The following is a 22,530-nucleotide window of genomic DNA, read 5'->3' on the forward strand; positions in this document are numbered from 1 at the left end:
TCTGCGCCACCGCATCACGCTTGAACTCATCACTGAAATTGGGCTTCCCCATCAATGCCTCCTGTCCTCATTTTTAGGAGCCTGGGCGTCCAGAAATCTAGGGGCTATTCACGGTGACGGGGCGCGAGGCCGCTGCTACCTTTTCCGGAATCGATCACGACACGGACCTGCGCCCGCATGAGCAAAGCCTTCATTGCCGCTGTTCTTCAGGATTCCCTCGCCTGCACCGGCGTTGCCGCTACCAAGGCCGCCGATGACTTGGTCGGGGCCATTGTCGCCGAACTGAAGCAGGAGGGCGGGTTCACGCTGCCGTCCTTTGGGACCTTCACCGTCCACAAGACTAAGGCCCGCAAGGCGCTCAATCCCCGCACCGGCGAGCCGGTGAAGGTCAAGGCCGGCAAGGCCGTGCGTTTCAAGGCCAGTCCTGTGCTGAAGAGAACGGTATAAAAAACTGATTTCTTTTATTGTTTTTTCGCACAACGAGAAAATCGATCAGATATACTTCGGAGGGAACGTCACTTTGAAAAGTACAATCCTGGAAGAATTATTCATCCAAGAGTATTCTATAATGAATTTCTGATCCCGTTCTGTGAACATTTCTTTAAAAACCCGGAAACGGAATGGATTTTTTACGCTGCGATTAGCAATGTCGACATCATGGCGGAACGTCTCCATTATTTTTGGTATTATATCGCCTTCAAGGAGGCGAATAATAGTGACGAGATAATAGAAGACGCAAAATCAATAATTCCTGATTTTCCAGAAAATAACAGATCACAAGGCCTGAAAAAGTACCGCCATCATCTTGCAGCGCAGAATCCAGATTTTCAGTTGGTATGGGATATACATGATGCGTACAAGCATTACGAATTGGGTCGATCAAACGCCAATATAACACATGCAGATCAAAGTGGAAAAATTCCATCCGTTCTTAATGAGACATGCGATGATCTCGTCATTCCAATCGATGATATTTCAGCCATATGGATCAGAAAAAAAGACGGTACGTTAGTTAGCGGAAAAGAAATTCTAACGAATGCGCTCGCAATGTGGAGCGCAGAACTGGCGCGCACGGGCTTATAAAATGGAGGCTGTTACATATAAGCCGATAGAGGCTGGATATGTTGCATGAAAGCACTTCGTCGCGGGCACCCTGGCCCGAAGCGCAGCCAGACATCAAGCGCTTCTATGACCGCCTGGTCGCCAACGGAAAAACTTTCTTTCCGCAAGAAAGCGGCGGGTTGCAGATCCAATCAGTCTAAATCCGACCAAATCGGCTTTACGTGGCTTCATCTGATGGGTACAATTCTCACCTACCCGCGTCAGCCAGAGAAGGGACGGTGCATGTCTGGTCGTTGGATGTCCGTCGAGGAAATGGCCGGCTATCTGGGAGTGAGTAAAGATACGATCTACGGGTGGATAGCGAAGAGAGAAATGCCGGCCCACAAGGTCGGAAGGCTTTGGAAGTTCAAATCCGACGAAGTCGATTCGTGGGTGAGAGCCGGAAAAGCGTCCGACGAGGACAATGATCAGTCTGTAGGGGATGCGCAAGGATCGGAGAAACGCACCTCGGAGAGGAAGAGATGAGCGAGGTAGCGTGTATCGACCTGTTTTGCGGCGCGGGTGGCTTGACGCATGGCCTCATTCGAGCCGGCGTCCCGGTCGTCGCGGGCATTGATGTCGATACGGCGTGCCGCTATCCATTCGAGACCAACAATGGCGCGCGCTTCCTCACGAAGGACATCAAGAGCGTCAAGCCGTCGGATCTGAACAAGCTGTATGGCGATGCGAAGATACGGATTCTGGCGGGATGCGCTCCATGCCAACCGTTCTCGACCTACTCCCAGCGCTACGACACCCTCACCAGCCCGCGCTGGCCGTTGCTGTATCAATTCGCACGCCTCGTCAAATCCGTTCGCCCGGACATCGTGACCATGGAGAACGTGCCCCTGGTCGAAAAGCACGCCGTCTTTGACGACTTCGTCGCCGCCCTTGAACGGCACGGCTACAAGGTTTGGAAGAGCGTCGTGGACTGCACCCATTACGGGTTGCCCCAGACCAGACGACGTATGGTCATCCTGGCGAGCCTGATCGGCCCCATTGAGTTGATCTCGCCAACCCATAAGAAGCCGCAGACCGTCAAGGACGCGATCGGGAAGCTGCCCGCCATCGGGGCCGGAAGCGTCCATGACAACGACCCCTTCCATGTCTCGTCCAGACTGTCGGATTTGAACCTGGAGCGCATTCGCGCTTCCCGCCCTGGCGGGACATGGCGTGATTGGCCCGATCGTCTGGTTGCTGAATGCCATCGGCGGGAAACGGGCCGCACCTACCCGGGCGTTTACGGGCGCATGAGATGGGAGGATCCGTCTCCGACGATCACCACGCAATTCTATGGTTTCGGCAACGGTCGCTTCGGTCATCCCGAACAGGACCGAGCGATCTCTCTACGCGAGGGGGCGATCCTGCAAGGCTTTCCGGAGAAATATGGCTTTGTGGCAGATGATGGTCCGACCCATTTCAAGGCGTTGGGCCGGATGATCGGCAATGCGGTCCCCGTCGCTCTCGGCGAGGCAATCGGCCAAAGCATTGTGACGCATCTCGGCGTCGGAGTGCAGACGGATCAGGCTAAGAAGGGAGGCACTGCGGATGTCGCGCGTAAGCCCCTCGTCGCATGAGGCGAGCCTCCGTATGGCTCGGGTGCGGCAGAAGGGCACTGACGTCGAACTCTCTTTGCGCAAAGAACTGCATGCGAGAGGGTTACGCTATCGTCTGCAAGTGGCGCTGCTGACCAAGCCACGGCGCGTTGCCGACATCGTCTTTCCTCGCGCTAAACTCGCCGTCTTCGTCGACGGGTGCTTCTGGCATGGTTGCCCGGAGCACGCCTCTTGGCCGAAGAGCAACGCGCAGTTTTGGCGTGACAAAATCGAAACAAATCGCGCCCGAGACGCGGATACCGATCAGCGCCTCAGCGCTTTGGGTTGGCATGTCATTCGCGTATGGGCGCACGAGCGCCCTCGCGAAGCGGCCGATCGTATCGAAAACGCCGTTCGAGGCGGGAGCGGGCTGCAATGATCGTCGGAAATGCTAGCAGCGCAGCTGCTCAGATCGCTCATCACACGATTCCTGAGCCCGGCCAGTTGGTCGAAGCACGCCGACGGCAATGGATCGTATCGGAGGTCGATAGCGGATCGACGGCGCCTGGCCTTCCCAAACGTCACCTCATCCGATTGACGTCGATCGACGAAGACGCTCTCGGGGAGGAAATCGAAGTCCTTTGGGAGTTGGAACCCGGCGCTCACGTCATCGAGCGAGCCGGCCTGCCGCGCATTACCGGCTTGGATGATCCGGCCTCCCTACAGGCGTTCCTTGATGCCGTCCGATGGGGCGCGGCCACCAACGCCGACAGGGCCTATCTCCAGGCTCCTTTCCGCAGCGGCGTCAGCATTGAGGACTTCCAGCTCGATCCATTGGTGCGAGCCATCGACATGGCTCGCACCAGCCTGCTGATCGCGGATGACGTCGGCCTCGGCAAGACGATCGAAGCCGGTCTCGTTATCCAGGAAATGCTCCTGCGCCATCGTGCCCGCACCGTGTTGGTGTTGTGCCCAGCGTCCCTTCAGGAGAAGTGGCGCATGGAGATGCAGGAGAAGTTCGGGCTTGACTTTCGCATCGTCGATACCGAGTTCGTCAAGCGCCTGCGCCGTGAACGTGGCCTACACGCCAATCCTTGGACCTCGTTTCCTCTCCTCATCACGTCAATGGATTGGGCGAAACAAGGCGAAGGACTGCGCCTGTTCCGGGACGCGCTACCGCCCGCCGTCACACATCCGCGAAAATTCGATTTTCTGGTCATCGACGAAGCGCACAACATTGCGCCCACAGTCGGACACTATGCGGTCGAGAGCCTCCGAACCCGCTTGGTGCGGCTGCTCGCGCCGCATTTCCAACATAAGCTGTTTCTTACTGCAACACCCCATGACGGTTACACTGAGTCGTTCACCGCTCTGCTCGAATTGCTCGACGACCAACGCTTTGCCCGAAATGTCCTGCCGAGCGAGTCCCAGCGCGCTCGGGTCATGGTGCGGCGGCTGAAGAGCGACTTGGTGGATGCGAACGGTAAGCAACTCTACCCGGTGCGGCTTCTCGAAGGTCTTCCCATCAAGTATGAGGATGACGAGAGGCAAATTCGGCATCTTCTCGGCGACTACATATCGTCGCGCGAGAATGACGAGGGCGGCGCACGAGCCGTCGATCGCTTCGTCCACCAATTGCTGCGCAAGCGCCTCGCGTCGTCGTCCGCCGCGTTTGCGGCGACACTGGAAAAACACATAGCGACGATCGAAGGCCGTTCGTCGGCCGACCAAACCCGGCGCAAGCTGGACGATCGCATCCTTCGCCGCGCCATATCGAAGGCTGAAGAAGACTATGCCGACGACACATTGCGCGAGGCAGCGGAAGACGACGCGCTCGGCGAAGCCGGCAAACACATCCGGCCGCCCAATGAGCAAGAGCGGCGGATGCTGGAACGCCTGCGCTCATGGGCGCAACAGGCATCACGCAAGGCGGATTCCAAGGCGCGCGCGATATTGGAATGGCTGGCCGAGCATCTCCAGGAAGGCGGCGAGTGGACGAATGAGCGGGTCATCCTGTTCACCGAATACCGGACGACACAGCAGTGGATGCAAGAGATACTCGTGTCGCACGGCTTCGGCGGCGACCGGCTGGCGCTAATCTATGGCGGCATGGATCATGACGAACGCGAGGCCGTGAAGGCGGCTTTCCAGGCTAACCCCTCGGAATCGCCGGTCAGAATCCTGTTGGCGACCGACGCGGCATCCGAAGGCATCGACCTTCAGAACCACTGCCACCTGATGATCCATCTGGAAATTCCATACAATCCCAACGTGATGGAACAGCGGAACGGGCGCATCGACCGCCACGGCCAGCGCTCCAGCGAGGTGGTCATCTGGCATCCGGTCGATGACGAGGGTGATCACGGCCAAGACATCTTGCGGGCGCTTCGGAAACTCGACGCCATGCGGGCCGACATGGGGAGCGTCAATCCGGTCATCGCCCCACAACTCCCGGACCTGATCGAGGGACGGCGGCGCGACCTGGACACCCGATTTGCCGAAGCTCGCATGGAAAAATCGCGGCGCTTCGTCAGGGCCGAGCGCGACCTCCGGGATCGGGTCGCAAAGCTGCATGAACGCCTCGCCGAGACCAAGCGCGAGCAAAATCTCACGCCCGATCACGTCGAGCGGGCGGTGAGAGCGGCACTGCGCCTTTCCGACAAGCCAGACCTCGGGGCCACGTCTCTGCCCGGCGCTCCAGACGGAACCATTTTCACCATGCCGGCGCTGTCCGGTTCATGGACGCGGTGCCTGGAAGGTCTGGAGCATCCCTATACGAAGAAGGTCCGCCCCATCACGTTCGACCATGACGTGGCGAAGGGGCGCGATGACGTCGTTCTGGTGCATCTCAATCACCCCCTCGTCCAGATGAGCCTGCGCCTGCTCCGCGCCGAAATCTGGGCGCGGGATGACGTGAAGAAGATCCACCGCGTCTCCGCCCGCTCCTTGCCCGATGGCCAGCTCGAAGGCCCCGCCGTCATCGTGGTTTCTCGATTGGTCATCACCGGCGGCAGTCATCATCGCCTGCACGAGGAACTCACCGAGGCCGGCGGTTATCTGCGTGACGCCGGCTTCCGCCGTGAAGACCGCGTGACGGAGGTGCGGCGATGGCTCCAGGATTCCGCTCCCGCCGTCTTACCCGATACGACCTTCGCGGCGCTGCGCACCCGCTTCGACAAACAGCGCGACTCCGTGTTGGGGGCGGTCGATGCGCGCTCCAAGGATCGCCTGCGCTCCTTGGCCAATTCGATCGACACTCGTAAGGAACGGGAGAGCGACGACATCCGTCAGGTGCTCGACGATCTCGACAAGGCCCTGCGGGCCGAACTCGTCGCCGACCGCGAGCCGCAACAGCTCTCGCTCTTCTCCGAAGACGAGCGCACCCAGCTCCGGCGCGATCACGCGGCTCTCGAAGCGCGCCTCGCCCGTATTCCGCTGGAACGGGAGCAAGAGGTGCGCGCCATCGAGAACAGATATTCCAATGTCCGGGATCACACCTTCCCCGTCGCGGTCATCCTGCTCGTGCCTGAGTCTTTGACAAAGGGGCAGCCTTGATGAGCACCAACCACGACTGGCTCAACCTCATCGAGGTGTCGGGACCGTTTCTCGCGGTGCCCGTACTGCGCGAGGTGTTGCCCCAGGGATTGGAAGCCCTGACCTCCGGCCGCCCGCAGAGGCTGCGCGCCGCCTACGACGAATGGCGTGATGCCGTCGATGCGGACGATGCCGACCTGCCGGCCATCCACTCGGCATGGATCGACGAGGTTCTCCAAAGCGCTCTGGAGGTGGACGATCAGGTTTTGCGCCGGGCCGCGACATTGCCGGAGCGGCTGAAGGTGTTGCTGCCCGAGCATGGCGTCACGATCACGCCCGACTTGGCGACCGTCAATCCGACCCAGGGCGATGCCCCGCTCCTGCTCGTCCAGCTCTATGATCCCGACACCGATCTCGACGCCACCCGGAACTACAACGGGCTGGCCACGACACCGGGCGACCGCATGGTGGCGCTGCTTCGCGCCGTCGGGTGCCCGGTCGGTCTCGTGACCAATGGCGAGCGCTGGATGCTCGTTCATGCGCCGGTCGGCGCGGTCGCGAGCTTCGCCAGTTGGTATGCCCGCCTCTGGGGCCAGGAGCCCGAAACGCTCCGCGCCTTCGTCAGCCTGCTCGGGGTTCGTCGCTTCTTCGGCCCCGAAGACGAAAGGCTCCCGGCGCTGTTCGATCGGTCGCTGAAGCACCAGGACGACGTGACCGATGCGCTCGGTGAACAGGTCCGACGCGCGGTGGAAGTGCTGGTCCAATCCCTCGACCGCGCCGACCAGGATCGCAACCGGGATCTGCTGCACGACGTCGATCCGAAGGAACTCTACGAAGCCGGCCTCACGGTCATGATGCGGCTCGTCTTCCTGCTGGCTGCGGAAGAGCGCGGACTGCTCCTTCTCGGCGATCCCCGCTACGACGCCTTCTATGCGCTCTCCAGCCTGCGGATGCAGTTGCGCGCCGACACCGAGGAGATACTCGAACGCCGCCGCTCGGCATGGTCGCGGCTGCTCGCCCTGTTCCGCGGCGTCTATGGCGGCATCGACCATCCGCTGCTGCGGCTTCCAGCGATGGGCGGTTCGCTCTTCGACCCGGATCGTTATCCCTTCCTCGAAGGTCGCAAGAAGGGCACGAACTGGCGGAGCGATCCCGCCGAGCCCCTGCCGATCGACGACCGGACGGTCCTGCTCCTGCTGGAGGCGATCCAGACCTTCGAGGGTCGCACGCTTTCCTATCGCGCGCTCGACGTGGAACAGATCGGTCACGTCTATGAGGGTCTCCTTGAGCGCACGGTGCAGCGCGTCGATGATGTGACACTCGAACTCGAAGGATCGGCCAAGGCCAAAAATGCCCGCGTAACGCTCGGCGAAATGGAGTCCGCGCGCCTCGACGGCGCCGCCACGATCGTCGATCTCCTGAAGGAGCGCAGCGAACGCTCCGAGCCGGCAATTCGCAACGCCATCGGCCGCGAGCCGGACGAGCGCTTGGCGGCGCGGTTGCTCACGGTCTGTCGTGGTGACGTGGCGCTGCTTGACCAAATTCTGCCCTATGCCGAACTCCTGCGCACGGACCCGTGGGGATACCCCCTGGTCCATCACGCTGGCGCCTTCGTCGTCGTCCTCGGCGCCGACCGGCGCGAGAGCGGGACGCACTACACACCCAAGAGCCTGACCGAGAAGATCGTCGAGGAGACGCTGACCCCGCTCGTCTATCGCGGCCCCGCCGAAGGCGCGACACGCGAGAATTGGAAACTCAAGAGCGCCGAAGAACTCCTCGACCTCAAGGTCTGCGATCCGGCGATGGGATCGGGCGCGTTCCTCGTGCAGGCTTGCCGCTGGCTCGCCGACCGCCTGGTCGAAGCCTGGTCCGACATGGAAGCTGCGGGCAGCCAGATCGACGATGAAGGTCGCATCCGCGCGGCCGATGACACGACCGGGTTCGAGCCGCTATCACGCGATACCGAAGAACGCGCCATCCTCGCGCGTCGCCTGATCGCCGAACGCTGCCTCTACGGCGTCGACAAGAATCCGCTTGCCGTCGAACTTGCCAAGCTGTCACTCTGGCTCACTACTCTCGCCAAGGGGCGGCCTTTCGGCTTTCTCAATCACAATCTGCGCAGCGGCGACAGCCTGCTCGGTATCCATGATCTCAGCCAGCTCATTGAGCTGGATATGAAGCCGAAGGGAAAGGCGCAACTTCGCCTTTTCGGCCGGACGATCCGGTCGGCCGTCGACAAGGCGCTCGCGCTCCGTAGTCAGCTTCGCTCTATCCCCATCCGCGACATCGGCGATGTCGAGGCGATGGCCGCGCTCGACGCTCAATCGAGTGCAACGCTTGCGACGTCGGAGCTGATCGCGGACGCCTTCATCGGCCTCGTGATCGCGACCGGAAACGGCGGGGACTTGGAAAAGCGTCTAGCGGCCCTCTCCATTGCGGCCGACCGAGCTTCAGATGGTGGGGCCGACGCTTGCCGGACTCTTGCGGCGCAGGCCCAGTCCGACCTCATGAGTGACTTTGTCGCCGAACAGCGTGGACGTCCTTTTCACTGGCCGCTCGAATTTCCCGAGGTTTTCCTCCGCGCTGATGGTGGTTTCGACGCGTTCGTCGGGAATCCGCCGTTCCTTGGCAATAGATTGTGGAAGGGAACTTACGGGGCTGCCTACCAGCGCGTCGTGCAGATGATCCTGGAGGTGGCGCCCGGAAAGATCGACCTCTCGGTCGTTTTCCATCGTCGGGCGGCCACGCTTCTGAAACACGGCGGAACCTATGGATTGTTGGCGGCGAACAATATTGCCGAGGGCAGCGCAGTTTCCGTTGGGTTGGAACGGATAGCCGCCGAAGGGGACTTCTACTTCTCCCGCAAAGGCATGCGTTGGCCGGGGGCGGCCTCCACCGTTATCGCCATGGTGTGTTTTCGGAAGGGTGGATGGGCCGGGCTTCGGAACTGCGACAGCATTGCGTGTGACAAAATCGGCCCCCGCCTCCAGCCCGAAATCGGTGGGGGATGGGAGCCGAAGGCGCTTCCCGAATCCCTGTTCGCCTTTGAGGGGGTCCATAACGGCAAAGGGCTGGCGCTCGTCCTCACCGAAGAACATCCATGGTTCGAGCGCCTTCGCTCTGAAACCGGCTCTCTGCTGCGCCCCTACATTACCGGCAACGACATCACGAGCACTTCACTCACTCGCGTTGAGCGTTGGGCTCTCGACATCGCCGACTTGCCGCTGGAAACGATCGAGAGTGAGTGGCCGATCGCTTATCAGTTTCTGATCGAAATCGTATTGCCCACCCGGACCCCGAAAGACCTCAAGAGTTACAAGGACCTCGTCGATCGGTGGTGGCAGTTCTGGAACCATCGCGCTGCACAAATGCGTCAGCTTCGTGCCCGCCCACAGTTCATAGCGTTTGCGAAGGCCGCAAAATATCCGATCTGCGTGCAGGCGCCAACGGAGTGGATATACACGAACCAAGTCGTGCTCGTGGAAGAGGCTCACGAAAGTGCCCACCCGATATGCTTGAGCTCCATGTTCCAAATTTGGCTGCGAAATTATTCTGTTCGCAGTCTTGGAGGGGACAACAACACGCTAAGGCTCTCCGTAAGTGAAGCGCTTGCGACGTTCCCATTCCCAAAAAGGCATGTGACTGAAGATGCCATCGCCGCAGCCAGAGATTTTCAGGACACTCTCGTTTCATGGAGCCGTCGAAACTCGGCCGGAATGACGGACGCGATGAACGCTGTTCATTCAGCGGTTATCCATGATGCTGATGTCGTCACAATGCGAGGTCTTCTCGAACGCATTGATACCGGGGTTGTGAGTGCCTACGACTGGAATGATCTCGACATCACTCATGATTTTCGAGACGATGCTAATGATGGGAATGCAAGTTCCAGTCGTCATGGTTTAAATGAGCAGACGTGCAATCTTGTGCTCTCCAAACTCATAGAGCTAAATCGTCAACTTTACAAAGCGAGCGCGCTGGTTTCGGGTGTTGGTAAAAAACACTTACAATCAAGAAGAAGAAGGCGTCAAGAGTCTTTAGATATTGGTACACTTTTTGAAGATTCTAGAGCGGATGAGATATATACTGGCGACCACCTATGATCTCGTAACATACTGAGACTTGTCGATGACGAAACACACCACAGATCAGAGAGGTGCACGACCTTGATCGTTGATCCAGACCTGAAAAGTTGGCTTGCCCAGGAACCGATATGGCTCGGCTCGGGCATAATTCAGTTGGACGGCAAGCGTTCGACTTATTCGGCAGTCGACAAGGGGCACTGGATTGTCGCAGTCGATGCCGATGGTACGCTGACGCAGGTCGGCCGCGTTTTGCGCATCCGCGGCGACCTCTATAACACGACGATCTATTTCGACCGTGTCCACACTTTCCGCACGTCGGGCACAGTGTCTGGCCTCGGCTTGACACTGCCAACTGGCCCGATCGCACGCCTCCGACCGGAAGACCTGACGAGTATTTTAGCTCTTGATGGCATATCGATCGGCGATGTTCCGCTCATCCAAGACGTCGCCTATGTGCGAGATCTTCTCGAAATAGCCGTCCGCGACGATCTTCTCGGCCCGGCTGGTGGACCTCACGAACTCATCAAGGACATGAGCGTCCGGGACCGCTATCTGGTTGGCAAGCTGGCACCGCGGCGGCCGAGCGACACCGATGCTGTCACCGTCGAGCCGGCGGCCGGCGCGGACGAAATCCGCGACATCGAGGACGAGCGTGTGGCGCCTATCCACGAACCCGGTGCCGAGTTCGCCAACGTCTCCGGCCGCGTCGAGCTGGAGGATGATGCCCTCGACGAAATCGACACCACGAACAATCAGTCGCTCGTGCCGTCGAGTATGGGGCTCACCTTCTGCGTCGCGCCGGGCGTAGAGGCGCTGGCTGCAAATGTCCGATGGGGACGCTATGAGCGTGTTCCGAGTAATGAGCACGATTTCGTCAAGACCCGCCGGAACCGGGCAACCGGCCGGGAAGAGGAAACCAAGGTCAGGGTGTGGCGGCGCATCCCGTGCGGCGGTGTGGTGCCCCTGCCGCTGAAGGACGGGGTGATACGGCCGGCGACACCGGATCGCGACCAGCCTGAGGTGCGGCTCCAAGGAACGATCAGAACGAACGCCCAGGGGGAGCGCCTCGTCACACTGTTCCTCGTGAACGGCCAATTGGAGCCTGACGACAACAAGGACCGCGCCTGGCTTTTCCAGCCGGAAATCTCGGTAGCTGCGGCGGAAGGCGCCGCAGATCCGTCGATCTTCAGGCGACGCCCTTCCAACGAAATCGTCGTCGATGATCCGGAGCGCGATCGCCTCGCATTGATCTATCGTAACCGGCTGGAATTCGCCGTGGGCCATGGCGTCTCCGTCCATGCCGATACGACGCCAGGAGATTCCGCGAAGGCTTCGCACCTCCGTACGGAAATCATCCCCCGCTATGAGGTCGCCGTCACGGAAACGCCGGGCCTCGACCCCGACGACCGCCCGGCCATGCGCCGGATGGTCGACGAGGGGTGGCTCGACATGGGCCACCTCGCGGAGATGGAGCCGCAGCAATTGCGTGAGGCCCTGTCGTGCCTGGTCGATGACTATGCCGTCTGGATCGCTGAACGGAGGATGCGGCTGACAACTGAGATTACTGGCTTCGACGAACCGGGGAAGGACGTGATCATCCGCTGCGAAGAGACCCTGCGCCGTTTGCGTGAGGGAATGGATACTCTCTTTTCCGACGATGCGGCATTATCGGCGTTCCGCTTCGCCAATAAATCGATGGCGCTCCAGCGTGTGCGGAGCCTCTATGCGCTCAAACGCAGGCGTGGTGAGCCGGTCGAGATCGCGCAACTCGACATATCAAAGAATCGATCATGGCGCCCGTTTCAGTTGGCCTTCCTCTTACTGTCGGTGCCGTCCCTCGCCGATCCAACGCACTCCGATCGGACAAAGCCAGCGGAAGCTTTTGCTGATCTCCTCTGGTTTCCGACGGGCGGTGGCAAGACCGAAGCCTACTTGGGCGTGGCCGCTTTCGCTATGGCGATGCGCCGCTTGAAGGACGATCTCGGAGGTCTTGATGCCTCTCGTGGCCTAGCCGTCATCATGCGCTACACGCTGCGCTTGCTGACCCTGCAACAATTCCAACGCGCTGCGACCCTCTTATGTGCAATGGAAGTGATCCGTGTCGCTGACAAGAAGCTCTGGGGCAAGGAGCCCTTCTCGTTGGGGCTATGGGTCGGCAATCGGGTGACGCCCGGTCGAATAGAAGAGGCCCATCAAGCAATCGAAGCTCTACGGAACGGCGATCGGAACAAGTCCGGTATCGCCTCTCCGGCGCAATTGACGAACTGCCCCTGGTGCGGTTCCGAAATCTCTGCGGGCCGTGACATTGAGGTCGACCGGATAGCGGACCGAACTCTCATTTACTGTAGCGACAAATTCGGCTCCTGCGAATTTTCACGAGCAAGCTCCAGCGGTCGCCCGCATCAAGGCCTACCCGTGAAAGTGGTCGACGAGGAAATATACCATCGCCCTCCGACCATGATGATCGCCACCGTCGACAAATTCGCCATGATGGCCTGGCGACCGGAAGTGCGAACCCTTTTCGGCCGGGTCGATGAAGAGTGCGAGCGTCACGGCCTGCTCTGGCCGGGGCACGATTGCCGTACCGGACATCGCGCACAGGGCTCTCATCCCGCTGCGAGAGTGAAGCCGGTGCGGGCTGCCATCCGACCTCCTGATCTCATCATTCAGGACGAATTTCACCTCATCAGCGGCCCACTCGGCACGATGGTTGGCCTCTATGAGAGTGCTGTCGATGAGCTGAGTTCCTGGTTTCTCGGCGATAAGAAGGTCCGGCCGAAGGTGGTGGCCTCGACTGCTACCGTTCGACGAGCCGAAGATCAGGTGCGCAATGTATTCGTGCGGCGGATATCGGTCTTTCCACCCACCGGTCTCGACGTGGAGGACAATTTCTTCTCGGTGCAGCGCTCTATCGGGGAGAAGCCCGGTCGCCGATACATGGGTATCTGCGCACCCGGCAGTTCCCGGCCTGCCGTTCTGATCCGAACCTACACGGCCTTCCTCACCGCCGCACAAGCTCTCTTCGACCGCTTCGGTCCCGTCGCCGATCCCTACATGACGCTCGTCGGCTATTTCAATTCGCTGCGCGAGTTGGGGGGGATGAAGCGTCTCGCCGAGGACGACGTGCAGACACGATCTTTCCGTGTGAACATGAGCTTGGTCGATCGTCCGGGTCTGTCTCAACGTCGCGTAGATGACATTCGGGAACTCACCTCCCGCGTCTCCAGCCACGACATCCCGCGCTATCTCGATCAGCTCGAAATACCTTTCAATGGGACGCTCAATCGCAAGACGGGTGAATGGACCGAGAACCGGGCTGCCGGCGATCCGCGTCCGATCGATATCGTCCTGGCCACCAACATGCTATCAGTCGGCGTGGACGTGAACCGTCTCGGCGTGATGGTTGTCAATGGCCAGCCGAAAGGAACGGCGGAGTATATCCAGGCCACCAGCCGCGTCGGGCGCTCGCCGCCGGGTCTAGTCGCCACCGTACTCACGTGGGCACGTCCGCGCGACCTCTCCCATTACGAGACGTTCGAGCACTATCACGCAACCTTCTATCAGCACGTCGAAGCCCAATCTGTGACGCCATTCTCTCCTCGGGCATTGGATCGCGGTCTAACGGGCACGATGTTATCGATCATGCGGAACAGGTACGATCCTTTCGCCCCGAATACAGGCGCGGGCGCAATGAATAGTCCGAGCCGACCGGAGATGACTACGACGATCGGCGTCCTGTCCAAACGAGCTTGGGAGGTCACGGAAGACGCGGCGAAGAAGGCACTGACTGAACAAGAGTTGAAGCATCGTGCCGACGATTGGGCGAAGGAAGCTGGCGTCGGAGGCCGCACGCTCGTCTATCAGAGATATGGGGCCGGCCCGACGGCATATCCTCTTTTGGAAACTCCGGGTGTGAAGCCTTGGACTGACTGGACCGTTCCGATGTCGATGCGAGAGGTCGAACCCGGTGTGAGATTGGTGATGGAAGACTCGCGCTCGACGAATGATCCGACCTGGCGAACCCGCGTCGATCCGGCCGATCGGAGTGACGCATGAGCAAAACGCCCGTAGGTGAAATCCGTCCGAGCCAGCTTTTGTGGACTTACGGCCCTGGCGCTCTGATCGACCTCCCCAATCTCTCGGTCGTCACCATGGGGATCGACCGCTGGGAAGGGGACCGATGCCAGCCCATCCCGGAGGCCCGGCTGCTGGCGAACGTCCGAAGCGTTCTCGGCCCTCAAGTGGAATTTCTGCGTATGCCACCGCTCGGCGACCGCGATGTCGTCGATCCGTTCTCGCCCGCGGCGCTGATCGGCGTTCCGGTGAAACCATTTCCCCGATGGTTGCGCTGCGTGAAATGCGGCCTTCTATCGCCGTTCGACGCCGGCTTGTTCAAGCTGAAAGAAAACCGTTACCGGCCGGAATTGACGCGCTTTGTCCATGAAGGGTGCCGAGGCTCGAACAACGATCAGAAAGCCCGGGACGCCGATGCCGTGCCGGCTCGTTTCCTGACAGCCTGCCGCGCAGGGCACCTGGACGATTTCCCGTGGCATTGGTTCGTCCACGGCGGCCCATCCGATTGTCGTGGAACACTGAGGTTCTTCGAGAGCGGTGCGTCGCTGCAAACCGAGAATCTCTGGGTCAAATGCGATGCTTGCGGCGCATCGAAGAACATGGCCCAAGCCTTCGGCCAGGCCGGTAGAGACAACCTGCCCGCATGTCGCGGACGGCATCCCCACATAGATCGTTTCGATGATGACTGCGCCGAAGATCCTCGGGCGATCCTGCTCGGCGCGACCAATGGCTGGTTCCCGGTCACGTTGTCGGTCCTCGCCATACCTCAAACGGGCAGTCCTTTGGTGCAGATCGTCGACGACGGCTGGACCTTCTTCGAGGACGCTTCCTCGGCCGACGAGGTTGGTTTCGTAGTCAAAACGCTGAAGAAAACGGCTCAGCTCCCCGGCATTGAGCAGTTCACCAGCGAGCAGATTTGGGCCGCCATCGAATTACACCGGAACGGCCGCGCGGACATCGGCCCGAGCGACCTCAAGGAGCCGGAGTGGCAGGTTCTGACGGCGGACGATCCGCCGACCGACTACCCACACTTCATGAGCAAAAAAGTCAGGGTTCCGAAAGGCTTCGAAGCCTTGATCACGCGCGTCCTGCTGCTGGAGCGGCTGCGCGAGGTGAATGCCTTGCTTGGTTTCACCCGCGTCGAGTCCCCGGACGAAGGATCGGGTGACGATGCGGCGCCTCGCGCTCCGTTGGGGCGTTCAGCTCCCAATTGGGTGCCGGCGACGCAGGTCCACGGCGAAGGTATCTTCATTCGCTTCGACACCGAAGCTCTGGAAGCCTGGGCCGACGAGGATGCGGTCAAAGAGGTCGATGCGCGCTTGCGTGTGGGCCATCACGGATGGCGCCAAAAGCGGAATCTCGATCCACGAGAGGGCTATCCCGGAGCGCGCTACGTCATGCTCCATACCTTGGCGCACATGCTGGTCAGGGAGTTGGCCCTCGAATGTGGCTACAATGCCGCCAGCATCCGTGAACGGATATACGCGGAGGCGGATGGAGCGAAGGACCAGGCCGGCTTCCTGATCTACACGGCAGCGGCCGATTCCGATGGAACGCTCGGGGGACTGGTCGAATTGGGCAAGCCCGAAAATCTCGGAAGGCTGCTTCGCCAGGCGCTGGATCGAGCGCATGTCTGCGCCTCCGACCCCCTATGCTCCGAACACGACCCCAGTAAGGATCAATCGCTGCATGGAGCGGCTTGCCACGCTTGCTCCTTCGTGTCGGAAACCTCGTGTGAACGGGGAAATCGACACTTGGACCGTGCGTTGGTGGTTCCGACGCTCGAAAATCCAAACGCGGCGTTCTTCCGGAGGAGTTGATGGAGTCGCTCCTGGAGGTCGTCACAGAACTCGTGGCTTTGCTTCCACCCTCGAAAATCGAAGCGATAGCATCACGGCTCCGCGATGGTCTGCCGCCGGGGCGAGAGCAAGACCTTCAGCAAGTCGTCGGCACGCCGGCGGCTCGGGCAGCTTTAGCCTCCCTTATCGGGGGTTGGCAGACGACGAAGTCATCAGGGGAACTCGTCGCCGGGATGCTGATGGGCGCAGCCCATGCTCGGGCACGCACGCAACGAGACTGCGCCGTCGAGTTGGTCTGGACCGGACCGATGACACCATTCGTTGCGCCGCGCCGTACCGAACAGGTGCTTCTGGATGTCATCCGGCAGGCCACGAAAGAACTCTTCATCGTGAGCTTCGTTGCCTATGATATTCCCTCGGTCATAGCCGCGATCAACGCGGCGGCCCTTCGAGGAGTCGAGGTGAGGATTCTCGTCGAGGCTTCCGTGACCCAAGGCGGTAGCCTGCTCGTCGATCCGGTAGCGACGATGAGAAGCGCCGTTCCATCAGCCAAATTGTATGCTTGGACGGATCGCCCACACCCTTTCACCAACGGCCGGGTTCACGCGAAGGTTGCCGTTGCCGACGATACCACGGCCTTCCTAACGAGTGCGAATCTGACCGGCCATGCGCTCGAAAAGAACATGGAAGCGGGCGTCCTCATCGTTGGTGGCCATATCCCGTCTCGCTTGCGTGACCATCTGCACGCATTGATCGAGACGAAAGTTCTCCGTCCGGCGCAAAGATGAACTCATGCCCAAGACGGCTGATTGAAAGTCGGTTAATCGCGCTTTGGAAACGAGCAATTGAGACGCCGTGACGGAGTGGGCCCCAACCCCTCAATCAGAATCTTATGTGAGCTGACCCGATGGATACTCAATGGCACTCCCCGATTTTATAGGTGTGTCGAAAAAAACGCTGGACTGCCGGGTCAGGGATCTTGCCCTTCGGCGACTCCCCCCACGTCCTGCCTCACCTCGTCGTCCAGAGTTTTCCCTCTGGCGAGCCTGCGTCCCACCGCCTCAATGAACCCGTCATACCGTTCCCGGCCCTTGCTCTGCGCCGCGGCCAGCGCTGCGTCCGGCAACGGCGGCGTGCTGGTGAGCCAGAACCGGACGAAAACGGCCAACGATTCATTGGAGATCGTGACTCTTCGCTCCATGCGCTCCAACTGTCGCGTCATCCGATCCAGCCGCCGCGCCAACGCGGCTTCCAGTCTCTCGGGACCATCCGGTGACAGGAACGACGCCAAAGCCGTCTCCACGATCAGTGCCTGCGACACTTTTTTCGGGCGGCGTAATCGGCGAGCCTGGCACTGAGATCGGCGGGTAGCCGGATCGTGTGCTTGATCCGCATGGCAGTCATAGCCCCATCCGATCACCGGGATCGAGCGACACCTGCCGCGCGAGAGCCCGTTCACCGCGTCGCAGGGTCTGTGCTCGTGTGGCATCGTCCTCGGACTCATCCTCGGGTGGATCGAATTCATGCACCGGCTTCCTCGGCGCCTGTACTACCTCTTCCTGTTCCGGCAATTCCGGCTCACGGCGGATGCCCGCATTGGCCGGGTCATCATCCGCGCTGGGCGACGCGGCCGGCTGCACCACGTCGGCCCAGTCCCCCGGCGGATGCGGTCCGATGGGCGGTGTTCCCGGCGGAGCAGATGGCGGCTCGAAGCGGGGTGGCGGCAGGATGCGCGCGGCCAGTTCGGCATCCTCGAAATAGCGCGCCTTGCGCGCCCGGATCGGCGGACAACCCGAAACCAGCACCAGTTCCTCGTCGGGAGGAAGCTGCATGATCTCGCCCGGCGTCAGCAGCGGCCGCGCGGTTTCGTGGCGTGTCACCATCAGATGCCCGAGCCACGGCGATAGCCGATGCCCGGCATAGTTCTTGGCGTCACGGATTTCGGTCGCGGTCCCGAGCGCCTCGGACACCCGTTTGGCGGTCCGCTCGTCATTGGTCGCGAAGCTGACCCGGACGTGGCAGTTGTCGAGGATCGAGTTGTTCTGGCCATAGGCTTTCTCGATCTGGTTCAGGCTCTGGCCGATGAGGAAACTCTTGATGCCGTAGCCCGCCATGAAGGCCAGCGCACTCTCGAAGAAGTCCAGCCGCCCCAGCGCCGGGAATTCATCGAGCATCAATAGCAGGCGATGGCGGCGCCTGGCCTCCAGTTCCTCGGTCAGCCGGCGGCCGATCTGATTCAGCACCAGGCGGACCAGCGGCTTGGTGCGGCTGATATCCGAGGGTGGCACCACCAGATAGAGCGTTGCCGGATGGGTGCCGGCGACAAGATCGCGGATCCGCCAGTCACAGCGCCGCGTGACATGCGCCACCACCGGATCGCGATAGAGGCCGAGAAACGACATGGCCGTGGACAGCACGCCCGAGCGCTCATTGTCGCTCTTGTTGAGCAGTTCCCGCGCCGAACTGGCGACCGCGGGATGCACGCCCTTCGTCCCGAGATGAGGCGTGGTCATCATGGCGCGCAGTGTGGTCTCGATCGCGCGTTTCGGGTCGGAGAGGAAATTGGCCACCCCGGCCAGGGTCTTGTCCTCCTCGGCGTAGAGGACATGCAGGATGGTACCGACCAGCAGGGCGTGGCTGGTCTTTTCCCAGTGGTTCCGCTTCTCCAGGGCGCCCTCGGGATCGACCAGCACGTCGGCGATGTTCTGCACATCGCGGACTTCCCGCTCGCCGCGCCGGACTTCCAGCAGCGGATTGTAGGCGGCGCTGGCGAGGTTGGTTGGGTCGAACAGCAGTACCCGGCCGAAGCGCGAGCGCCAGCCGGCGGTCAGCGTCCAGTTCTCGCCCTTGATGTCATGGACGATGGCTGAGCCCGGCCAGGTCAGCAACGTCGGCACCACCAGCCCGACGCCCTTGCCCGAGCGGGTCGGCGCGAAGCACAGCACATGCTCCGGCCCGTCATGGCGGAGATAGGTATTAGCCGAACGGCCCAGCACCACGCCATCGGGCGCAAGCAAGCCTGCGCGGCGGATCTCCCGTGGGTCGGCCCAATGCGCCGAGCCGTAAGTGGTGGCGCGTTTCTTCTCACGGGCACGCCAGACGGATAGGGTGATCGCGATGATGACGGCGGCGATCCCGCCCGATGCCGCGATGTAACCGCCGGTGGTGAAGATGTCTGGAGCATAGGCGTCGTAGGCAAACCACCACCAGAAAAACTCGGGCGGGGAATAAACCGGCCAGCCGACCAGCGTGAACCACGGGGCGCCGAGCTGCGGCTGGAAGCCGAGCCGCCAGGCAGTCCACTGCGTCGCGGCCCAGGTGAAGGCGAGGATCACGGTGCTGACGGCAAACACCGAACCCCAGAGGATCTTGGTCTGGTTCATGACAGGAACCGACCAAACGGCTCGGTTTCCCGATACTCAAGGCCTAATTAAAGCGCCTCGGGTCGCCGGACGGGAGCGGATAATAAACGGACGGTTGCCCGCCGACCTTTACGGCGGCAAGAATATCGAGAATCGTGCGCGTGCTGACGCCACTTCGCTCGCCCTGTTCCAGCAACTCGACAAGCATGCGCTCGTCTTGACGAGTGGCTGGATAACAGGTCGATGGCGCCTTATTCCGTCTTGTCATGCTGGGAAACTCCGATCGCCTTGTCGTCGCATGTGGGAAGAACTCAGTGTGGCCAAAGATGCCTCCACCTGATGATCGCATCCACGTTCTGACCGTCGTGATGACGTCGAAGTTCATTGTCATTGACAGCCGCTGCGCGCGATCCCACGGGAAACCCTGACTTTACGAGTCGAATATCTGCGGCAGATCCCGTGCGCCATGAAGCACGCGGACGATGCGTACCTCATCAGCCAGTTCGCGGAAGAACAGCAGGTAGCGACCGTGAACAACGACCCTCAATCCGGGACTGATCTCATCGCGCGCCGAAAAGCTCCCCGGATGTTCAGCCGCAACGGCGGCCTTCGCTTCCAGTTCGGCAACGAAGCTCATGGCCCGTTCGGGATTGTCCTCGGCGATGTAGAGCGCGATTTCTAGGAGGTCAGCACGCGCAGCCGGAGCGAAGCCCAGCCGTTTCATCCTTGCGCGCGACGCCGGGCAATCGCGTCGCGCAATTCGGCGAAAACGGTCTCGGCCGGGATGCTCGACCCGCTCTCATCCCCGAGCCGGATCGCCTCGCGCAGGGCATCGAGATCACGACGGTCGGTATCGCGCCGGCGCATCCATTCGCGCAACGCCTCGCGCACCACCTCGCTGGTCGAGGCATATTCGCCGCCGTCGACGGACTGGCGCAGGATCGCGGCCATTTCGGACGGCACGGTGATGGTCATACGTTCGATCGTGGACATGAGGCGGCTCCTCCCAGGCGAGCATACTTTATCATACTTTTGAAGCGTCCACTTTGTCAGCCGAAAACCTGCAGGCGGGCCACCACATCAAATCCCAAGCCCGCGCTTGCGCCCGAAATTCCAGTCCACCGATCCACCCGGCGACATGGTGCCGGAAACCTGCCGTCCGAGCTTCTGCTCCAGCGCCGGGCGCCAGGGCACGAGCTGGAAATCCAGACCGTCATCGACCATGGCAAACTGACCCGAGGACAGGGCTACCCTCTGGCGATAGACCCCTGAGACAATCTCGCCTTCCTTGGCGGGCCGGTGCTCCAGTCCCGTCTGCGCCGCCAATCTGGCCGCCGCCTGATCGAGATCGCGCTGGCGTAGGGTGCCGATCAGATCAGGCGCGAACACCACGCGCTCGCCCTCCCACCGGGCCAGCGCCTCGGAGGCGAGATGATCAATCCGTTGCGCCATCGCCTCGCGGACCTCTGTGCCGAAGCCCGCATTGGCCAGCGCCGGGTCTTGGGCGAGCATCTGCCGATCGAGCCAGGTCGCGCCGGGCGCCGTCACCTGCTCGGCCAGCGTGAAATCCGAGCGCGTCGCCAGCGACAGGCGCTGCGTGCCTTTGGCATCCTCCCAGGTCCGGGTCTCGACGATCGCGCCCGTCTTCGCGTCACCGGTCAGGTCTAGATCGGGGAAGCGGACATGATGCGTCCGCCCGTCGGTGCCCGCGATGACCACGTAGCCCGAGCCCTTCAACTCGTCATCCAGCCCGCGCTCGACCAGCCGGCCAATGACAGGATCGGCCAGCGTCTCGCCATGGATCGCGAAACCCGCGACATCGGGTTCCACCCCGCCGCCGGACATGGCGCGATGCATGGTCTTGATGATGTCGCCCCGGATGGAGAAATCGCGCAGCGTGGTCTCCAGCCCCGGTTTGAGGGGCCAGCGTGCCACCCCGACGCGGTCGGCGAGGCCAAGCCCTTCCAGCTTGGTCGCCCGGCCCACCAGCAGGCGGCGCAGTTCCGGGTCTTCGCCTCCTGCGCCCGGCCGCAGATCGACGATGCCGCCGCCCTCGTCGCTGATGTCCTGCAACGCGCGATCGAGGCTGGTCCAGCGGTCGGCGCCGATCTCCGTCTCCAGGGCGGTGCGGATTTCCTGCTCGCTGCGCGGGCCAAGCTCCAGCGTCACCCGTTCGGCGGCGCGGTCGCGCAGGCCCTGACTGATATAGGCGCGGCTGATCACCAGATCCTTGCCGTCATCGGCGACCCCGCGCATCAGGATATGGATGTGCGGATTGTCGGTGTTCCAGTGATCCACCCCGACCCAGTCCAGCTTGGTGCCGAGGTCGCGCTCCATGTCCTGCATCAGGTCCCGCGCGAAACCCCGCAGATCCTCCATCCGTGCCGCGTCTTCAGGGGAGACGATGAAACGGAAATGGTGCCGGTCGTCAGCACAGCGCTCCGTGAAGGCCTTGCTGTCCGCTTCGTCGGAGCCGGCATCGAACAGATGGGCTTTGGCACCGTCGCGGGTGACGCCTTCACGTCTGAGATAGGCGATATGCCGGGCGAGCGGCGCCGAACGAAACCGCGCCCCCTGCTGGCGAACAACGCGCGCCTTGACCACGACCCGGCGGGCATTGCTGCGCAGCCGCATAGACAATGCCGCACTTCGGCCGCGCCCGAAACGGGAACCGCCGCCGCCTCCCCTGCCCTTCGCGCGGAACCGGGTGCCGGTATGACCGGCCTTCTTCGCGGCACGCATGACCTCACCAACGAAGGATTTCGGTCGCGCGCCCTGATTGCCATGCTGGATGCGTCCAGGCCGGACATTCAGACCGTCATCGCGCGTCGGCATAGCTCGCTCTCCGCTCCGTTTCGCCCCTGACGGCGCCCGGATCATTGAAAACATGATAGAAAATGCCCGGACAGCCGCAGGTGGTGCGAGATGAGAGGACAAATTCCCCAATCAAACCAACCACATGCAGCCCCGAATGGGCGCTGCTTTTACCTTGCCGTCCTTCCCTCCGTTGCCTGTCTCCCCCCGGCACCCCATCCCCAAG

The 22,530-nt window shown here is 61.5% G+C and carries 15 protein-coding genes and 1 pseudogene; 11 read left to right on the forward strand and 5 right to left on the reverse strand.

What is annotated here, in order from left to right; translation table 11 throughout:
- Window positions 1-177: 177 nt before the first annotated feature.
- The 10 genes from HLH21_RS11465 to drmC all read left to right on the forward strand — a co-directional run bounded on the left by HLH21_RS11465 (window position 178) and on the right by drmC (window position 16,916).
- A complete protein-coding gene (locus tag HLH21_RS11465) occupies window positions 178-447 on the forward strand; it encodes an HU family DNA-binding protein (RefSeq protein ID WP_182943899.1) in 270 nt (89 codons plus the stop codon).
- Window positions 448-657: 210 nt separating this feature from the next.
- Window positions 658-1,083: a hypothetical protein gene (locus tag HLH21_RS11470; protein ID WP_182943900.1), complete on the forward strand. Its 426-nt coding sequence runs from the start codon at window positions 658-660 to the stop codon at window positions 1,081-1,083.
- 45 nt (window positions 1,084-1,128) lie between these two features.
- Window positions 1,129-1,587, forward strand: coding sequence for a helix-turn-helix domain-containing protein (locus HLH21_RS17300; protein ID WP_246379632.1), 459 nt, complete (start codon window positions 1,129-1,131; stop codon window positions 1,585-1,587).
- A complete protein-coding gene (locus HLH21_RS11480) occupies window positions 1,584-2,678 on the forward strand; it encodes a DNA cytosine methyltransferase (protein WP_182943901.1) in 1,095 nt (364 codons plus the stop codon). Before HLH21_RS17300 ends, HLH21_RS11480 begins: the two co-directional genes overlap by 4 nt.
- Window positions 2,650-3,075: a very short patch repair endonuclease gene (locus HLH21_RS11485; protein ID WP_220789787.1), complete on the forward strand. Its 426-nt coding sequence runs from the start codon at window positions 2,650-2,652 to the stop codon at window positions 3,073-3,075. The genes HLH21_RS11480 and HLH21_RS11485 overlap by 29 nt, the downstream gene beginning before the upstream one ends.
- The gene (gene drmD, locus HLH21_RS11490; RefSeq protein WP_182943903.1) at window positions 3,072-6,191 is read left to right on the forward strand and encodes a DISARM system SNF2-like helicase DrmD; all 3,120 of its coding nucleotides are present in this window, start codon (window positions 3,072-3,074) and stop codon (window positions 6,189-6,191) included. The genes HLH21_RS11485 and drmD overlap by 4 nt, the downstream gene beginning before the upstream one ends.
- Entirely contained in the window at window positions 6,191-10,273 is a 4,083-nt protein-coding gene (locus HLH21_RS11495) for an Eco57I restriction-modification methylase domain-containing protein (protein WP_182943904.1), read from the forward strand. The genes drmD and HLH21_RS11495 overlap by 1 nt, the downstream gene beginning before the upstream one ends.
- 63 nt (window positions 10,274-10,336) lie before the next feature.
- Window positions 10,337-14,311, forward strand: a complete 3,975-nt coding sequence (gene drmA, locus HLH21_RS11500; protein WP_182943905.1) for a DISARM system helicase DrmA — start codon at window positions 10,337-10,339, stop codon at window positions 14,309-14,311.
- Window positions 14,308-16,149, forward strand: coding sequence for a DUF1998 domain-containing protein (drmB, locus tag HLH21_RS11505; RefSeq protein WP_182943906.1), 1,842 nt, complete (start codon window positions 14,308-14,310; stop codon window positions 16,147-16,149). Before drmA ends, drmB begins: the two co-directional genes overlap by 4 nt.
- Window positions 16,149-16,916, forward strand: coding sequence for a DISARM system phospholipase D-like protein DrmC (drmC, locus tag HLH21_RS11510; protein WP_182943907.1), 768 nt, complete (start codon window positions 16,149-16,151; stop codon window positions 16,914-16,916). Before drmB ends, drmC begins: the two co-directional genes overlap by 1 nt.
- 182 nt (window positions 16,917-17,098) lie before the next feature.
- On the opposite strand, the pseudogene HLH21_RS11515 reads toward drmC, so the two are convergent.
- Together HLH21_RS11515 and HLH21_RS11520 are read right to left on the reverse strand one after the other, a co-directional pair.
- Window positions 17,099-17,523: pseudogene (locus HLH21_RS11515) on the reverse strand (CopG family transcriptional regulator).
- 5 nt (window positions 17,524-17,528) lie between these two features.
- Window positions 17,529-19,511 (reverse strand): conjugal transfer protein TraG, encoded by a 1,983-nt coding sequence (locus HLH21_RS11520; RefSeq protein ID WP_182943908.1) that lies wholly within the window; start codon window positions 19,509-19,511, stop codon window positions 17,529-17,531.
- On the opposite strand from HLH21_RS11520, the gene HLH21_RS11525 reads away from it, so the two are divergent.
- Window positions 19,510-19,830 (forward strand): hypothetical protein, encoded by a 321-nt coding sequence (locus HLH21_RS11525; protein ID WP_182943909.1) that lies wholly within the window; start codon window positions 19,510-19,512, stop codon window positions 19,828-19,830. The two genes, HLH21_RS11520 and HLH21_RS11525, sit on opposite strands and share 2 nt — an antisense overlap.
- A 90-nt stretch (window positions 19,831-19,920) precedes the next feature.
- On the opposite strand, the gene HLH21_RS11530 is transcribed toward HLH21_RS11525, so the two are convergent.
- The 3 genes from HLH21_RS11530 to HLH21_RS11540 form a co-directional block, all read right to left on the reverse strand.
- Window positions 19,921-20,214, reverse strand: a complete 294-nt coding sequence (locus HLH21_RS11530) for a type II toxin-antitoxin system RelE/ParE family toxin (RefSeq protein WP_182943910.1) — start codon at window positions 20,212-20,214, stop codon at window positions 19,921-19,923.
- Window positions 20,211-20,483, reverse strand: coding sequence for a type II toxin-antitoxin system ParD family antitoxin (locus HLH21_RS11535; RefSeq protein WP_182943911.1), 273 nt, complete (start codon window positions 20,481-20,483; stop codon window positions 20,211-20,213). Before HLH21_RS11535 ends, HLH21_RS11530 begins: the two co-directional genes overlap by 4 nt.
- 87 nt (window positions 20,484-20,570) lie before the next feature.
- A complete protein-coding gene (locus tag HLH21_RS11540) occupies window positions 20,571-22,325 on the reverse strand; it encodes a relaxase/mobilization nuclease domain-containing protein (RefSeq protein ID WP_182943912.1) in 1,755 nt (584 codons plus the stop codon).
- Window positions 22,326-22,530 lie beyond the last annotated feature (205 nt).

Origin of the sequence: Gluconacetobacter johannae (assembly GCF_014174305.1) — a bacterium.
GTDB classification, from domain to species: domain Bacteria; phylum Pseudomonadota; class Alphaproteobacteria; order Acetobacterales; family Acetobacteraceae; genus Gluconacetobacter; species Gluconacetobacter johannae.

What these genes read in the sequence shown, in the direction of transcription:
- HLH21_RS11480 (WP_182943901.1), top strand. Translation starts at nt 1,584, where the DNA reads ATGAGCGAGGTAGCGTGTATCGACCTGTTTTGCGGCGCGGGTGGCTTG.
- HLH21_RS11520 (WP_182943908.1), bottom strand. Translation starts at nt 19,511, where the DNA reads ATGAACCAGACCAAGATCCTCTGGGGTTCGGTGTTTGCCGTCAGCACC.
- HLH21_RS11525 (WP_182943909.1), top strand. Translation starts at nt 19,510, where the DNA reads ATGACAGGAACCGACCAAACGGCTCGGTTTCCCGATACTCAAGGCCTA.
- HLH21_RS11485 (WP_220789787.1), top strand. Translation starts at nt 2,650, where the DNA reads ATGTCGCGCGTAAGCCCCTCGTCGCATGAGGCGAGCCTCCGTATGGCT.
- HLH21_RS11470 (WP_182943900.1), top strand. Translation starts at nt 658, where the DNA reads ATGGCGGAACGTCTCCATTATTTTTGGTATTATATCGCCTTCAAGGAG.
- drmC (WP_182943907.1), top strand. Translation starts at nt 16,149, where the DNA reads ATGGAGTCGCTCCTGGAGGTCGTCACAGAACTCGTGGCTTTGCTTCCA.
- HLH21_RS11495 (WP_182943904.1), top strand. Translation starts at nt 6,191, where the DNA reads ATGAGCACCAACCACGACTGGCTCAACCTCATCGAGGTGTCGGGACCG.
- HLH21_RS11535 (WP_182943911.1), bottom strand. Translation starts at nt 20,483, where the DNA reads ATGTCCACGATCGAACGTATGACCATCACCGTGCCGTCCGAAATGGCC.
- drmB (WP_182943906.1), top strand. Translation starts at nt 14,308, where the DNA reads ATGAGCAAAACGCCCGTAGGTGAAATCCGTCCGAGCCAGCTTTTGTGG.
- HLH21_RS11530 (WP_182943910.1), bottom strand. Translation starts at nt 20,214, where the DNA reads ATGAAACGGCTGGGCTTCGCTCCGGCTGCGCGTGCTGACCTCCTAGAA.
- HLH21_RS17300 (WP_246379632.1), top strand. Translation starts at nt 1,129, where the DNA reads ATGAAAGCACTTCGTCGCGGGCACCCTGGCCCGAAGCGCAGCCAGACA.
- HLH21_RS11540 (WP_182943912.1), bottom strand. Translation starts at nt 22,325, where the DNA reads ATGCCGACGCGCGATGACGGTCTGAATGTCCGGCCTGGACGCATCCAG.
- drmD (WP_182943903.1), top strand. Translation starts at nt 3,072, where the DNA reads ATGATCGTCGGAAATGCTAGCAGCGCAGCTGCTCAGATCGCTCATCAC.
- HLH21_RS11465 (WP_182943899.1), top strand. Translation starts at nt 178, where the DNA reads ATGAGCAAAGCCTTCATTGCCGCTGTTCTTCAGGATTCCCTCGCCTGC.